Annotated in this window: 11 protein-coding genes; 7 read left to right on the top strand and 4 right to left on the bottom strand. The window is 49.5% G+C overall.

The features are described from left to right. Positions 1 to 113 precede the first annotated feature (113 nt). The 3 genes from icd to clpA all read left to right on the top strand — a co-directional run bounded on the left by icd (position 114) and on the right by clpA (position 4364). Positions 114 to 1391 carry an NADP-dependent isocitrate dehydrogenase gene (icd, locus tag AQULUS_RS07190; RefSeq protein WP_148339398.1) on the top strand — a complete coding sequence of 426 codons (1278 nt, stop codon included), beginning with the start codon at positions 114 to 116 and terminating at the stop codon, positions 1389 to 1391. A 339-nt stretch (positions 1392 to 1730) separates the two neighbouring features. Next, positions 1731 to 2042: an ATP-dependent Clp protease adapter ClpS gene (gene clpS / locus AQULUS_RS07185; protein WP_148339397.1), complete on the top strand. Its 312-nt coding sequence runs from the start codon at positions 1731 to 1733 to the stop codon at positions 2040 to 2042. A 33-nt stretch (positions 2043 to 2075) separates the two neighbouring features. After that, the gene (gene clpA / locus AQULUS_RS07180; RefSeq protein ID WP_148339396.1) at positions 2076 to 4364 is read left to right on the top strand and encodes an ATP-dependent Clp protease ATP-binding subunit ClpA; all 2289 of its coding nucleotides are present in this window, start codon (positions 2076 to 2078) and stop codon (positions 4362 to 4364) included. A 108-nt stretch (positions 4365 to 4472) separates the two neighbouring features. On the opposite strand, the gene AQULUS_RS07175 is transcribed toward clpA, so the two are convergent. The 3 genes from AQULUS_RS07175 to trxB form a co-directional block, all read right to left on the bottom strand. After that, positions 4473 to 5336 carry a LysR family transcriptional regulator gene (locus AQULUS_RS07175; protein WP_148339395.1) on the bottom strand — a complete coding sequence of 288 codons (864 nt, stop codon included), beginning with the start codon at positions 5334 to 5336 and terminating at the stop codon, positions 4473 to 4475. A 168-nt stretch (positions 5337 to 5504) separates the two neighbouring features. Then, positions 5505 to 5765: a translation initiation factor IF-1 gene (gene infA, locus AQULUS_RS07170; protein WP_148339394.1), complete on the bottom strand. Its 261-nt coding sequence runs from the start codon at positions 5763 to 5765 to the stop codon at positions 5505 to 5507. A gap of 67 nt (positions 5766 to 5832) precedes the next feature. Further along, entirely contained in the window at positions 5833 to 6837 is a 1005-nt protein-coding gene (gene trxB / locus AQULUS_RS07165; RefSeq protein ID WP_148339393.1) for a thioredoxin-disulfide reductase, read from the bottom strand. Between the two features lie 166 nt (positions 6838 to 7003). Between trxB and AQULUS_RS07160 the strand changes: the two genes are divergently transcribed. The 3 genes from AQULUS_RS07160 (at position 7004) to AQULUS_RS07150 (ending at position 11353) form a co-directional block, all read left to right on the top strand. Continuing rightward, entirely contained in the window at positions 7004 to 9328 is a 2325-nt protein-coding gene (locus AQULUS_RS07160) for a DNA translocase FtsK (protein WP_197737301.1), read from the top strand. 65 nt (positions 9329 to 9393) lie between these two features. Next, positions 9394 to 10041, top strand: a complete 648-nt coding sequence (gene lolA, locus AQULUS_RS07155; protein ID WP_148339392.1) for an outer membrane lipoprotein chaperone LolA — start codon at positions 9394 to 9396, stop codon at positions 10039 to 10041. Next, positions 10022 to 11353, top strand: a complete 1332-nt coding sequence (locus AQULUS_RS07150; protein WP_269472870.1) for a replication-associated recombination protein A — start codon at positions 10022 to 10024, stop codon at positions 11351 to 11353. The genes lolA and AQULUS_RS07150 overlap by 20 nt, the downstream gene beginning before the upstream one ends. A 12-nt stretch (positions 11354 to 11365) precedes the next feature. On the opposite strand, the gene AQULUS_RS07145 is transcribed toward AQULUS_RS07150, so the two are convergent. Beyond that, complete coding sequence (locus AQULUS_RS07145; protein WP_172622774.1) at positions 11366 to 12322, bottom strand: sulfatase-like hydrolase/transferase; 957 nt, start codon at positions 12320 to 12322, stop codon at positions 11366 to 11368. A gap of 367 nt (positions 12323 to 12689) precedes the next feature. On the opposite strand from AQULUS_RS07145, the gene AQULUS_RS07140 reads away from it, so the two are divergent. Beyond that, entirely contained in the window at positions 12690 to 14507 is a 1818-nt protein-coding gene (locus tag AQULUS_RS07140; protein WP_148339389.1) for a hypothetical protein, read from the top strand. The last annotated feature ends 29 nt before the right edge of the window (positions 14508 to 14536 follow it).

Genomic DNA, 14536 nt, shown 5'->3' with positions numbered 1-14536 from the left:
AGGATGTGAAAACTGACACGATGACGTGATCCCGCCTCGTTTATTTTCTGTTGTTTGCCTGCACCGTGCTTGCTAATATGGGCCTAATTTTTCATAAGAAAAGGATTTAGGCCATGTCTTATCAACACGTCACCGTCCCGTCTGCAGGACAAAAAATCACTGTCAATCAGAACCATAGCTTGAATGTCCCGGAAAATCCCATTATTCCATTCATAGAGGGCGATGGAATAGGGGTGGATATTACTCCTGTGATGAAGTCGGTGGTGAATGAGGCAGTAAAGAAAGCCTACGGGGGAAAAAGACAAATCCACTGGATGGAAATCTATGCAGGTGAAAAGGCAACCAAAATCTATGGTAAAGACGCCTGGCTTCCACAGGAAACCATTGATATCGTCCGGGAATATGTTGTTTCCATCAAAGGCCCGCTGACAACGCCGGTGGGCGGCGGTATCCGTTCATTGAATGTGACCTTGCGCCAGGATCTGGATTTGTATGTATGCCTGCGCCCGGTGCGCTACTTCAAAGGGGTGCCAAGCCCGGTAAAAGAACCCTGGAATACAAACATGGTGATATTCCGTGAGAATTCTGAAGATATTTATGCCGGGATTGAATGGTCCGGAGGCAGCCCGGAAGCGAACCGGGTTATTCAGTTTCTGCAGAATGAAATGAAAGTCAAAAAGATCCGTTTCCCTGAAAATTGCGGCATAGGCATCAAGCCGGTATCCAAAGCAGGAACGTCCCGTCTGGTCAGGCGCGCGATACAATATGCGATTGATCATCAGCGAGATTCAGTCACGCTGGTTCACAAGGGGAATATCATGAAATTCACGGAAGGCGCGTTTCGTGACTGGGGTTATGAAGTTGCGCGCAATGAATTCGGCGCGCAGCCGCTAGACGGCGGGCCTTGGCAGGTATTGAAAAATCCTGTTACGGGCAAGGATATCATCATCAAGGACGTCATCGCTGATGCATTTCTGCAGCAAATCCTGCTGCGTCCAGCGGATTACAGTGTGATAGCCACTCTCAATCTCAACGGCGACTATATTTCCGATGCCTTGGCCGCGCAAGTAGGCGGAATCGGCATCGCGCCCGGCGCCAATATGAGCGATAGCGTTGCCATGTTCGAAGCCACGCATGGCACAGCTCCAAAATATGCCGGTCAGAACAAGGTCAACCCGGGCTCATTGATTCTGTCAGCGGAAATGATGCTGCGGCATTTGGGGTGGAATGAGGCTGCAGACCTGATTATCAGCGGGATGGAAGGAGCAATTGCTGCAAAAACAGTCACTTATGACTTCGCACGTCTGATGGGCGATGCCAAAGAAGTGAGTTCATCGGGTTTTGGCGAAGCAATGATCAAGCACATGCTAAACCAGGAGTATGTGACATAGCCATTTCCGCACGGAGTTGGGTCAGCGTGGAAAAAACAGGCTGGCCTAGCGCCAACGTCTTGTAATTTCTTATAATTTTTCCTGCTTATCGTAATCGAATTTCTTGTGGTATCTATTTCTTGAGCCAATAGCGATTAATACACCAGATTATTTTCAAGAGCATTTTTTGCTTGTATAATTATTGTCCAACAGCTGGGCTTGGTATATAATTTGCGCATCGTTTGGAGAAGGGTATCTTTAATATTATAGATGCATATTTCCGGAATTTATCATTTTAATAAATATATTTTCCATTTAAGGAAAATCTAAATCTCATGGTCTATAAAAAGGGTAAGAAGCATGAAAAATGAGGTAAATAAAGAATATACAACCAACCTGGAGGCTTTGACTGAAACAGGTGAACCTCCTTTATATGCGGTTGTAGTACACAATGATGACTTTACACCGATGGAATTTGTCGTCGGTATTTTGGAAAAGTTCTTTTTTATGGACAGACAGCAGGCGGCGCAGACAATGCTGGAAGCTCATACAAATGGAAAGGCGGCTTGCGGAATTTTCAGCAAGGATTATGCGGAGTCCAAAATAGTTCAAGTCATCGAGTATGCTCACACACATGAGCATCCATTACATTGCAGCATGGAGGTTGCATAACAATAACGAGATGAAACGAGGAGGAGGTGTCGCATGTTGGACAAAGAACTGGAGTACACGCTCAATACGGCGTTTAAAGAAGCGCGCAACAAAAGACATGAATTTGTCACCGTTGAACATTTGCTTCTGGCGCTTCTCGATAATTCTTCTGCCCAGGAAGTGTTGAAAGCCTGCGGTGCCAATATCAATCGCCTGCGCAGTAATTTGACCGAGTTCATTGACCGGACAACACCTGTTATTCCTCTCAATATACACGACAGGGACACGCAGCCGACGCTGGGTTTTCAACGTGTTATCCAGCGCGCCGTTTTTCAAGTGCAATCGTCGGGGAAAACAGAAGTGTCAGGCGCGAATATTCTCGCGGCGATATTCAGCGAACAGGAAAGCCAGAGCGTTTATTTCATCCGTCAGGAAAACATCAGCAGGCTGGATGTCATCAATTATATCGCGCACGGGACTGCAAAGCCCAAGACACCACAGACACGTGAGGAGCATCCGTTTAATCATTATTCTGAAGATTCCGAAGGTATGGGCGATGAAAATGGCACCAGTCCGCTGGAATTGTACACGACCAATTTGAATGCGCGCGCGAAAATGGGATTGATTGATCCCCTGATCGGGCGTGAAGAAGAAATTGAGCGCACTATCCAGGTGCTCTGCCGCCGGCGCAAGAATAACCCGCTGCTGGTGGGTGAGGCCGGCGTGGGTAAAACGGCAATCGCGGAAGGGTTGGCGCGGCTCATTGTTGAAAAACAGGTGCCTGCGGTCTTGTTCGACAGCATTATCTATTCACTGGATCTTGGCAGCCTGCTTGCGGGCACCAAATACCGCGGCGATTTTGAAAAACGTCTCAAGAGCGTGCTGCATCAATTGAAAGAACAAAAAGGCGCGATTTTGTTTATCGATGAAATTCACACCATTATTGGCGCCGGCGCTGCTTCGGGAGGATTGATGGATGTCTCTAACCTGATTAAGCCCTTACTGGCTTCAGGTGAATTGACGTGCATAGGTTCAACCACATACAAGGAATACCGCAGTATATTTGAAAAAGACCATGCGCTAGACCGGCGGTTCCAGAAAATTGACATTAAGGAACCCACCATTGAACAATCCATTGAAATCCTGAAGGGATTACGCGGGCGGTTTGAGGCGCATCATAATGTGAAGTACACGGATGAGTCGCTGGAAGCGGCGGCGCGCTTGTCGGCCCGGTACATCAGCGATCGTCATTTGCCTGACAAGGCGATAGATCTGGTCGATGAAGTGGGGGCGTATCAATATCTGCTTCCTGAAGTGAATCGCAAGAAAGTCATTGAGGTTGGTGATATTGAAAAAATGGTCGCCAAGATTGCGCGGGTTCCTGAGCGCAATGTGTCCGCGTCCGATCGCGAGGTTCTTAAAAATTTAACCCGCGACCTCAAGATGATGATATATGGACAGGATGAATCCATCGAAACACTGGGCGCGGCTGTCAAGCTTGCGCGCTCCGGACTGCGGGATCCCAACAAGCCGATTGGATCTTTCCTGTTTATAGGTCCGACCGGGGTGGGTAAAACAGAAGTCTGCAAACAACTGGCAAAAATTACCGGGGTTGAGTTGCTGCGCTTTGACATGTCCGAATACATGGAGCGTCATTCCGTATCACGGCTAATAGGCGCGCCTCCGGGCTATGTGGGTTATGATGAAGGCGGATTGTTAACGGAAGCCGTCAATAAAACACCTCATTCTATCGTTTTGCTGGATGAAATCGAGAAGGCACATCCGGACGTTTATAATCTGTTGCTGCAAATCATGGATCATGGAACATTGACAGACATGAATGGCCGCAAGACGGACTTTCGCCATACCATACTCATCATGACATCGAATGCCGGCGCGGATGTGATGGATAAATCCAATATTGGTTTCACGCCGCAAGATAATGACAGTGATATCATGTCCGCGGTTAACCGGGTATTTTCGCCGGAATTTCGTAATCGCCTGGATGCGGTCATACAATTCAAGGCGCTGGACACCAAGACTATCCTGTCTGTTGTGAATAAATTTGTCGCGGAACTGGAAGGCCAGCTTGAAAGCAAGAATGTCATCCTGGAAGTGGACGAGGAAGCGCGTGCCTGGCTCGCGAAAAACGGCTATGACAAAAAAATGGGCGCGCGTCCCATGGCCAGACTGATCCAGGAGCAGCTCAAGAAGCCATTAGCGGAAGAATTGCTATTCGGCCAGCTCAGCAATGGCGGGCATGTCAAAGTCACCATTGAAAAGGGAAAGATCAAGTTCCTGATCGAAGACACATCGGATACTGCCATGGTGAAGGTCAACTAGAATCAACATCAGACTTCCAGCCCCTGCGTACCAGTGCCAGTATGCAGGGGTTTTTTCTGTGCCGTATCGTGAACTAAGAATGAAGGGCGGGTGCAGGCGCAAGCCGGGTTATTCACAGGCGTTGATAAGCGCGGAGAAATAAGGAGGCAGTTGGTGCCGCGGAAACCACGCCAGCACAAGCTGATGAGGATAGCTTTTTCCCTGATTAAGAACACTTAATTGTTTGTTTGCCAGATAGGGTTTGGCGAATTCCGCCGGCAGTACTCCATATCCTGTTCCGTCTGCGATCATCATCGCGAGGCAGTCAGTGCGGTTGGCGAAGTAGCGGTCTTTGTTGGCATTTTCAAATAAAGAATAATGCTTCAAATAATTAAATGTCATTTGATCCTGCGGATCAAAATCAATAATGCGCTCTGTTTGGATCACATCGCGCAGCCGGCGGTTTTTCCATTTTGAAGAAACGACGAAAAGATAATGCTCAGGTTTCAAATCCTTGAATTCCATTTCATCCGAAAGCAGACTTTTTTCGATCACGGCCAACTGGCTTTCACCGCGGCGCAAAGTGGCGGCCCGATTCTCGTTGTCGTTGATATCAAACTGTAACAGTAATCGCGGGAATTCACGCATCACGCGCATGCACTGGGGAATGATGCGGGTATGCATGATGGTGTAGGGACCAGTGATGCACAAGGACAGGTTTTTTTCCACGCCCGTGCTGGTAATGGATGAAATGATCTCGCCTTCCAGTTCCTGTGCCTCGCTGCAATAGCGTAAGAGAGCCAGTCCTTCTTGTGTCAATGACATGCCGCGGCGCGTGCGTACATATAATGTGGTTTCCAGGCGTTTTTCCAGGGATCTGATGCGCTGGGTCACGGCTGTTTGGGTAAGATGCAGTGAGTGTGCTGCTGCATGTACGGTTTTATGTTTTGCAATCGCGATGAAGGCTTGTAATTGCGGGCTGAGTAATTTCATTCCTGGGCCTATTGCTATGGTGCTGCGGTTACTCACTATAATAAACAGGAGGCAAATTGACAATGAGAAAAAGTCATTGCCCGGAACAAGAACCAGGCCGCGAGACGTATTAAACCTGAAGCCTGGAGTTGTCCGGGTCTGATAGGGATATCAGTCTGACAGCAACGATTATTCTTCTTTCTCGGAAGGGGCTGGAGGTCTGGGGCCGCCTTCTTTATGGCGGAACGTGATGCGGCCTTTGGATAAGTCGTACGGGGTCATTTCAACAGTCACTTTGTCGCCTTTAAGAATGCGGATGTAATTTTTACGCATTTTTCCGGATATGTGAGCGAGGACAACGTGTCCGTTATCCAGTTGTACCCTGAACATGGTATTCGGCAAGGCATCAATGACGGTGCCTTCCATCTCGATTTGTTCTTCTTTTGCCATTTTTCTCCATCTCAAATTTTATGTAGATTAATCATTATATCCCAGGCCTGGACTTAGGGAATAGCCATCAAGACTTGGATGCATCGGATGTATTCGTTGTTTTATGTCTTTTTGACATTTCCAGGTTGTCCAGGTACTTGTCAGCGTCCAAGGCGGCCATGCAACCAGATCCGGCTGCTGTAATCGCCTGACGGTATGTCGGATCCGAGACATCGCCTGCGGCAAAAACGCCCGGGATATTGGTGGCAGTCGCGTTTTGCGCGGAACCGCTGCGTACTTTAAGATAACCTGCGGCATCCATGTCCAGCTGGCCGGCAAAAATATCAGTATTCGGTTTATGACCGATAGCAATGAATACGCCGGTGACATCGAGGATTTGTGTTTCGCCTGTCTGGGTATTTTTGACGCGTATGCCGGTGACGCCTTGCTCATTGCCCAGGATTTCGTCGACTACGCTGTTCCACAAAAGATTAATTTTTCCTGTTGTTTCCTTCTTATGCATAAGGTGATCGATGAGGATTTTTTCTGCCCGCAACTTGTCTCTGCGGTGAATCAGGGTGACATTGGCGACAAGGTTTGACAGATAGAGTGTTTCCTCTACCGCGGTGTTACCGCCGCCAATGACCACAACATTCTGATTGCGATAAAAAAATCCGTCACAGGTAGCGCATGCTGAAACACCTTTGCCCTTATAGGTTTCCTCGGATGCGAGACCCAGGTATTTCGCGCTCGCGCCGGTCGCAATAATCAGGGCGTCGCAGGTATAGGTTTTTTCACCTTTGAGCACGAACGGTGTTTGTTTGACATCGGCAGACGTGATTTCATCAAATACGACTTCGGTATTGAAGCGCTCGGCATGGTGCCGCATGCTTTCCATGAGGTCGGGACCTTGCAGCCCTTCTTTTCCACCCGGCCAGTTGTCCACATCCGTGGTGAGGCTTAATTGCCCGCCTGGAGTCATGCCGGTAATCATGACGGGTTTCAGGTTGGCGCGGGCGGCGTAGACGGCCGCGGTCCATCCGGCGGGGCCGGACCCTAATATGATTAATTTATGGTGATTGGCTGTAGTCATACAATTCGGTATCTCGCAATTATCAAGCTGGTATATATACATCACAAGACGAATTTTTGCGAGTTTTCGCGTTGAATTTATCCATAAACAGGGCGCTGGAAATCGCAAAACTTGTCTGTGTGCGGTATAGTACGAGAAGTGTCAGGACGGGTAAACATTTAATAATATGAAAAATCGTTATAAACAGGCAGTTGATAACAAAAAGCGCAAACCGCTGTCTTCACAAATGCGCCATCGTTTACGGGAAGGGCTGTTTCTGGTGTTGGTTGCCTGCGCCGTTTTTCTCCTCATTTCACTCTTGACCTATCATTCCACTGATCCGGGCTGGTCCAGCACGGGGTTGGGGAAGCGGATTGAAAACTGGGGAGGCCGGGTTGGAGCCTGGCTGGCTGACATCTTTCTTTCCCTGTTTGGTGTGGTTGCCTATCTGTTTCCTTTCCTGATGGTGTTATCCAGCTGGTTAGGCGTTCAGGAGCGCGACGAAGCACCCAGGAAGTCTCATGAGTGGGTGTTCAAATCACTGGGGTGGATATTGTTCGTATCCAGTTGCTGCGGCCTGGTAAGCTTCTATTTTAACTCCAGGACGCACTGGCCTGCTGATTCAGGCGGTATCATAGGGGATTTATTGGGGACGGGATTGTCTCTCCTTTTTAACAAGGCCGGCAGTTCACTCTTATTTCTGACCACCCTGCTTTGCGGTATCACGCTGGTAACAGGATTATCCTGGCTGTGGGTAGTGGAGTCAGTCGGCGCCAAGGCATATCAATACTGGAGTTATCTGCTAACGCGGTGCCGGTTGTTGCTTGCTGCACTGCGCGAAAGAACCGGAACAGACAAGTCTGAACCAGCGCCGCCCGCACCGAGGCGGGTTGCGCGCGCGGAGCCTTTGCTAGCCGATGGACCCGAAAACATTCCGGTAACCAAACCGCCTGTTCCCGTGGTGGTACCTAAGCTGGAGCCGCGCAGGGAGAAAAAGAAAATCGCGGTGGATGCCGGAATCAAACTGGAGCCGGGCAGCCTGCCGCCGTTTACCTTATTGAATACTTCCGCGCAGGCGGCTGAAAAACCGTTTTCAAATATCACCTTTGATGAATTGTCACAGTTGGTAGAGCAGCGCCTCTCGGATTTTGGCGTGGAAGCAAAGGTGGTGGCGGTATTGCCTGGGCCGGTCATTACCCGATTTGAACTTGACCTTGCGCCAGGCATCAAGGTGAGCAAGATCACGGGGCTCGCTAAAGATATCGCGCGCTCTCTTTCTGCTGTCAGCGTACGCGTGGTCGAAGTCATCCCGGGCAAGTCCGTAATAGGCCTGGAAATACCGAACGAAAACCGTGAGCTGGTGACGTTGCGCGACATCATTGAATCGCAGCGCTATGCTCAATCCCGTTCACCTGTCAGTCTGGTGTTAGGGAAAGATATTTCAGGAAATCCCGTCGTGGTGGACTTGACCAAAATGCCGCATCTGCTGGTCGCGGGCACGACGGGCTCGGGCAAATCTGTCAGCCTGAATGCCATGTTGTTAAGTATGCTATTCAAATCAACCCCTGAGCAGCTGCGTTTTATCATGATTGATCCCAAGATGTTGGAACTGTCTGTTTATGACGGCATTCCGCATCTGCTGACGCCTGTTATCACCGATATGAAAGATGCTGCCAATGCCTTGCGCTGGTGCGTGGCTGAAATGGACAAGCGCTATCGGCTGATGGCGTCATTGGGTGTGCGTAATATTGCCGGCTATAACCAGAAAGTCAGCGATGCCATCAAGCAGGGCCAGCCTATCCCGCTGCCGGGAACGCTAGTAACGGATTCTGAATCCGCAAAAGAACAACTGGAACCTTTGCCTCTGATCGTGGTTGTGGTGGATGAGCTGGCTGACATGATGATGGTCGTCGGCAAGAAAGTGGAAGACCTGATTGCGCGTATAGCGCAAAAGGCGCGTGCGGCAGGCATTCATCTGATCATTGCCACTCAACGCCCTTCGGTGGATGTCATCACAGGATTAATCAAGGCAAATATCCCTACACGTGTCGCATTTCAGGTTTCTTCTCGTATTGATTCCCGTACCATTCTTGATCAGCAGGGCGCTGAGCAGCTTCTTGGGCACGGCGATATGTTATACTTGCCGCCGGGAGCAGGTGTGCCTATTCGCGTTCATGGTGCTTATGTGGCGGATGAAGAAGTCCACCGTGTTGTCGCGGCGTGGCGCAGCTGCGGGGAACCGGAGTATCTGTATGAGGTGACTGATGAAGCTGGCGAGACTGGCGGCGGGGAAGGCCAGGGCGCCGGGGAAGCAGATCCTTTATATGATGAAGCCGTGCGTATCGTGACTGAAAGCAGGCGGGCTTCCATCTCACTGGTTCAGCGCCGTTTACGCATAGGCTATAACCGCGCGGCGCGTATCATGGAAGAAATGGAATCGGCGGGTGTGGTCAGCACCATGGATAATAGCGGTGCGAGGGAAGTGCTGGCGGCCGGGCCGCCCATGGATTGAAACAGCGGCTTTGCTGAATAAGGCTTGACGTCATATCAATTAGACCGGGTCACCATGAGGTTTATATGAAACAATCTTTTATATATCGTGTGTGCGCATTATTCCTGTTCTTTTGGGCTGTGTCGGCTCATGCTGACAGTTTTTCAGCGGATTTATCCGATCTGTTGAATTCTGTGCAAAGCATGCGCGCCAGCTTTACGCAAACGACTTACGACAACCAGGGGAAAGTCACGCAAAAGTCCTATGGACAGATGGCGATGCAGCGTCCAGGAAAGTTTCGCTGGGAGGTGACCAAGCCTATTCCGCAGTTAATTATTGCCAACCAGTCCAAACTCTGGATTTATGATCCCGATCTGGAGCAGGTCACCATACGTTCGCTGTCTAAAACAACCGGCGAAACGCCCGCTCTGCTGCTAAGTCATGATAATCTCGGTCTGGAAAAAGATTTCACAGTGAAATCCATACAGCGCGGCTCACCGGAATGGCGCTGGTTTTCTCTTATCCCCAAAAAGAAATCAGATAATATGTTTGAATCCATTCAAATGGGGTTTGTGAAAAAACAAATCCGTGAAATGCGGCTGCAGGATAATCTGGGCCATACCACTGTCGTTCAGTTTCAAAAAATTCAAATGAATGTCAGCCTGGCTTCATCGCTGTTTACATTCAAGCCTTCTTCAAAAGTAGATGTCATCGATGAAACGCATAAAAAATGACAATGCCGCTGCTGAGTCTTTTCAACCCCTCGCGACCCGGATGCGTCCAAAATCACTGGATGAATTTTCAGGGCAGACGCATTTGCTGGGTCCAGGAAAACCCTTAAGACGGGCGATTGAACAAGGCATATTACATTCGATGATCTTGTGGGGGCCGCCCGGCACGGGCAAGACCACTCTGGCGCAATTAATGGCGGACAAGACGCAGGCGCGTTTTGAACGTCTGTCAGCGATTTTTTCCGGGGTCAAGGATATTCGGAAGGTGGTAGAGGAAGCCAAAACGGCAAGAAAGGAAAATCATCAGGCTACTATTTTGTTCATCGACGAAGTTCATCGTTTTAACAAGGCGCAGCAAGATGTTTTTTTACCATTTGTGGAAGATGGAACGTTTATTCTGATCGGCGCCACGACGGAAAATCCGTCATTCGAATTAAACGGCGCGCTCTTGTCGCGCACGCGGGTCTATGTATTAAAACGATTGTCTGAAGAAGAACTGATAACAGTATTGAAAGCAGCTCTCCAGGATAAGGAACGCGGACTGGGCAGACTGAAGCTGGATTTTCCAGACGAGTTACAGCGGCTTCTGGTGCGTGCGGCGGATGGGGACGCGCGTCAAGTATTGAATCTGCTGGAGATATTGTCAGATCTGGTCCAGGATCATGACCAGGGATTGATTGTGACAAAAGAATTGCTGGCAGAAGTGATGCAGGTGAACCTGCGTCGTTTTGACAAGCAGGGTGAAGCCTTTTATGACCAGATTTCCGCCTTGCATAAATCCGTGCGCGGGTCTGCGCCGGATGCGGCTTTATATTGGCTGTGCCGCATGCTGGACGGAGGATGTGACCCGCTCTATATCGCAAGGCGCGCTGTGCGCATGGCGAGCGAAGACATTGGCCTGGCTGATCCGCGCGCGCTGGAACTTGCCATTCAGGCTTGTGAGGTTTATGAGCGGCTGGGCTCACCTGAAGGAGAGTTAACCATCGCCCAGGCGGTTGTGTATCTGGCTTGCGCGCCCAAAAGCAATGCGATTTATACAGCGTTTGGCGCCGCGATGCGTGACGCAAAAGAACACGGTTCGCTGGAAGTGCCGCTGCATATACGCAATGCGCCGACGAAATTGATGAAAAACTTGGGATATGGCAAGGATTATCGATATGCGCATGATGAGCCGGATGCCTATGCCGCGGGTGAGGAGTATTTTCCTGAGGAATTGGCGAAACAGACTTATTATCATCCGGTTAATCGAGGCCTGGAATCAAAGATTGCCGAGCGGCTGGCCTATCTCAGGGGGCTGGATAAAAAAGGAAAATGATTCTATCCGTGGTCATGAGAAGACTTGTTCTATCGCCGGGCGGATAGACAGGGTGTCGTAGTGATCGGTATCCCGCTCACGCTTCGTTGGCGCAAGTTTGCCGTTCATCACGAACGCCCAGGTACGGCTGGATTCCGGATAGTCTTTTCCGTGTGTCGTCCAGTTTTCATTATTTCCCCGGCCGTGATCCGTGGTGACTATCACCATCGTGCTGTCATCCAGACGCATGGATTTCAATGTCTTGAACAGTCCATTCAGCGCATCGTCATAATATGACAGCATCCGGTGATAATGCTGGAGATTTTGAAAATGCGCTTCGTCATCAGCATTGACCAGGGATATCCAGAGAAACCGGGGATGGTATTTCTCAAGATAATGCAATGCCTGAGCGAAGGTATATTTATCATAACGGTTAGGTTTGTAGCCGGGATGATCCAGGTCCTGCTGATGGTTGAGCGCTGCCATGACTTCATCGGGCCGGTGCGAGACGGGGTCGGTCACGGGAAGGTTGCCGGCATTGCAATAAGCTGTGCCTGGTTTTGATTCTGCTGCATAAGCTACTTCCGGCCAGGAAGAGAAAATGGCGACATCCTGTTTGGCGAAATGCAGCCGGTTGATGAGATATTCTGGCAGTGTTTGTACCCGGATGCGCCCGCATTCATTATCAGTGCAAGGCTGGACGGAGCCGGACATTTGACTTTGGTAAGAAGGCAGACTGACGGGTATGGAAGCCGCTGACATGGTGGTGTGACTGCCTGGCTCGCCATAAAACGATAATCTGGGAGCATATAATGTCCATATTTTGGCAAAATGACTGCGATCAAGGTACACATCCTGCCAGCGCACTCCATCCAGCGTGACATAAATCACACGGTTAATTCTTTTTTGCGGGAATTCTGCCGATGCCGGGTGGGATAGAATTGTAGCGAACAAGGTCGAAAACAGAGCGAACAAAACAATCCGTTGCATAAAAAAATCCATTTCTGCGAGAGGGAATTCACATTCTGAAGTCAGACAATGACCGGGTCAAGGGTATTCAGGAAAAGAACGGATAAAAAGCAGGGTGACAGTGACAGCCGCGGCTTACAACCGCCACCCGACTTCATGTTTCCCTACTGCGGGAAACGGCTCCCCTCACAGGAGTACACATCGGCCAAGACAGCATGCTTGCAAACACTTATTACATCATGAACCTATAAAGTTAAGGTTTTCTTAAATTGTCATAAAATTGTCATAAAATCATTTCGATTGGCATTTAATAAATCCTTAAGAAATTATCTTTATCTTGGTGAAGTCAGGTAAAGTCTTCATAAATCAATCAGGAGGATTGTTTGCTATGCTTATTAAGGATTGGATAAAAGGATTGCAGGATGAACTCAAGCGGCTGAAGGATATTAACCAGCAAGGCCTTGATCCCGCGGTCAGGCAGGAATCTCAGCGCACGGTGGGCGAACTGTCTGCGCTGCTGAGGCAATACCAGGATTCCAAGGCGGAAATACTGTCTGAGACTGACCTGGAGCCGTTTTATCGTTTCCTGCGCGATCGGTGGGAAAAAATGGCTCTGACCGGCGCGACTTATTCATCACATCCTGATACTCTGGCCAGCCGGTATTGTCAGGTTTTGGCGAATAACCTGATCCTGATTGCGAACAGGATCCAGTATAAACCGCGCGATAAAAATCATCTTCTCATGCCGGTCAGCGTATGCAGTCTGCGCGTCTTTGCGTCAGAAGCCCTGGCTGCGCTGGAAATTCAGCAAACCAGCCGCGCGCAGGAATATTCACCTTTTGCCTCGCTGGAGTCACAGACTGTCCTGGATGAATTGCAAGAACGACTGAAAAAACTGAGTCAATCCGAGGAACCAGTCAGCTGGAATAATCTGTCATCCATCATTGATTTTCTGGCGGCGCGATTCAAGATAATCGAAGGGTCACGGGCGGATTATCGGCTGAATGACGGTACCCGTGCCAATGTATTTTGCAAATATTTAGCAAATGCGGTTTTTCATGCGCTGAAGTTCAATCAGGATGCCTCGCATCTGCAAAATGCCGACGAGTTATTGGTGCCGGCATCAAGCAGCTTGGCTGGCTGGAGCGGAGATGATGAACAACTCACCGCGCTGACGCTGAAAACGCTGAAAGCGGAAGAACAGATGCCGGAAGAAGCGCAGGTTCTTACAAACAGGCTGAAAAAATCAAGCGAGGATATACGGCTCTTTGCTGCGCGGCTGCTGGATGAGTTGAACGCCCTTGAAAAAGACAACATTCAAAATATGGATATGGCGGTTTATCTGGAATCCAGACGCGCGCTCAGCACAGCCAGACGGCTTTTGCAAAATGCCCTTGAGAAAAATCCCAGGCCGGGCGGTGCGGCGATAGAACCTTTTATCCGTTTCCTCAGAGAACGGTGGCATTTGATTGATGGGACGGCTGCGTCGTACGCGGAATCTCATTCCGCTGCAAATCAGTTTTGCAGAGTGTTGGCGGATCATCTTGCCATCACCGGTTATCAAATTAATTATCTGAACCGAAATCCACAGCGTTTATTGCAACCGGCTATTCACCACGATCTCGATCAGGTCAGTGCAAATAAGCGGCTGCGCACGGCTGTAATGCAAGATGTGAAAGACAGGGATGAGTTGGTGGCGGAATTGACGGGTCTGGATAAGTCATACTGGCAAAGCTATGTTGAGAATATCGATCTTGAACCATTCATCAGATTAATGACGAATGGTCAAACCTCAATGCTGGATTTATTCAACATCAAGGAATTATTTAACGAAAATGAAACACGCAGCAAGGCAATCCTGTATTGTTTCCTTGAAATTTATTCCCGGGATCGCGGCGCCGTCGCAAGTGACCATACTACTCTGGGCGGGACGATTGCAAGTCTATTCGCATCTGTGCCCACCGGAAAACAAAAAAACCTGGCAGTGGAAACCGTCAAGAAATTTCTGTTGAGCGGCGCCAGGTTGTCAGATTTTGACGCGGTTCTGAACACACCCGGTTCAGAATTGTATCCGCACAAGGCTGTGCTGGAAGACGGAAAGCTGGTCAGATTTATGGAGCAGATCAGACTCGCTGTTTCCAGGCTGCCGGGCAAGGCGACGGATGAAACGCTCATTGAGACGGCGCGAGCGCGGGCTGTTTATTAAGACTGAACGGCCGAACACTCATCACTTCA

The organism is Aquicella siphonis, assembly GCF_902459485.1.
GTDB lineage: Bacteria > Pseudomonadota > Gammaproteobacteria > DSM-16500 > DSM-16500 > Aquicella > Aquicella siphonis.
The sequence above is the reverse complement of the archived record's forward strand: the minus strand, read 5'-3'. Positions and strand labels throughout refer to the sequence as shown.

Excerpts from the sequence above, each read along its gene's own strand:
- clpS (WP_148339397.1), top strand. The coding sequence starts at position 1,731 with ATGAAAAATGAGGTAAATAAAGAATATACAACCAACCTGGAGGCTTTG.
- AQULUS_RS07160 (WP_197737301.1), top strand. The coding sequence starts at position 7,004 with ATGAAAAATCGTTATAAACAGGCAGTTGATAACAAAAAGCGCAAACCG.
- AQULUS_RS07175 (WP_148339395.1), bottom strand. The coding sequence starts at position 5,336 with ATGAAATTACTCAGCCCGCAATTACAAGCCTTCATCGCGATTGCAAAA.
- lolA (WP_148339392.1), top strand. The coding sequence starts at position 9,394 with ATGAAACAATCTTTTATATATCGTGTGTGCGCATTATTCCTGTTCTTT.
- trxB (WP_148339393.1), bottom strand. The coding sequence starts at position 6,837 with ATGACTACAGCCAATCACCATAAATTAATCATATTAGGGTCCGGCCCC.
- clpA (WP_148339396.1), top strand. The coding sequence starts at position 2,076 with ATGTTGGACAAAGAACTGGAGTACACGCTCAATACGGCGTTTAAAGAA.
- AQULUS_RS07140 (WP_148339389.1), top strand. The coding sequence starts at position 12,690 with ATGCTTATTAAGGATTGGATAAAAGGATTGCAGGATGAACTCAAGCGG.
- infA (WP_148339394.1), bottom strand. The coding sequence starts at position 5,765 with ATGGCAAAAGAAGAACAAATCGAGATGGAAGGCACCGTCATTGATGCC.
- icd (WP_148339398.1), top strand. The coding sequence starts at position 114 with ATGTCTTATCAACACGTCACCGTCCCGTCTGCAGGACAAAAAATCACT.
- AQULUS_RS07145 (WP_172622774.1), bottom strand. The coding sequence starts at position 12,322 with ATGCAACGGATTGTTTTGTTCGCTCTGTTTTCGACCTTGTTCGCTACA.
- AQULUS_RS07150 (WP_269472870.1), top strand. The coding sequence starts at position 10,022 with ATGAAACGCATAAAAAATGACAATGCCGCTGCTGAGTCTTTTCAACCC.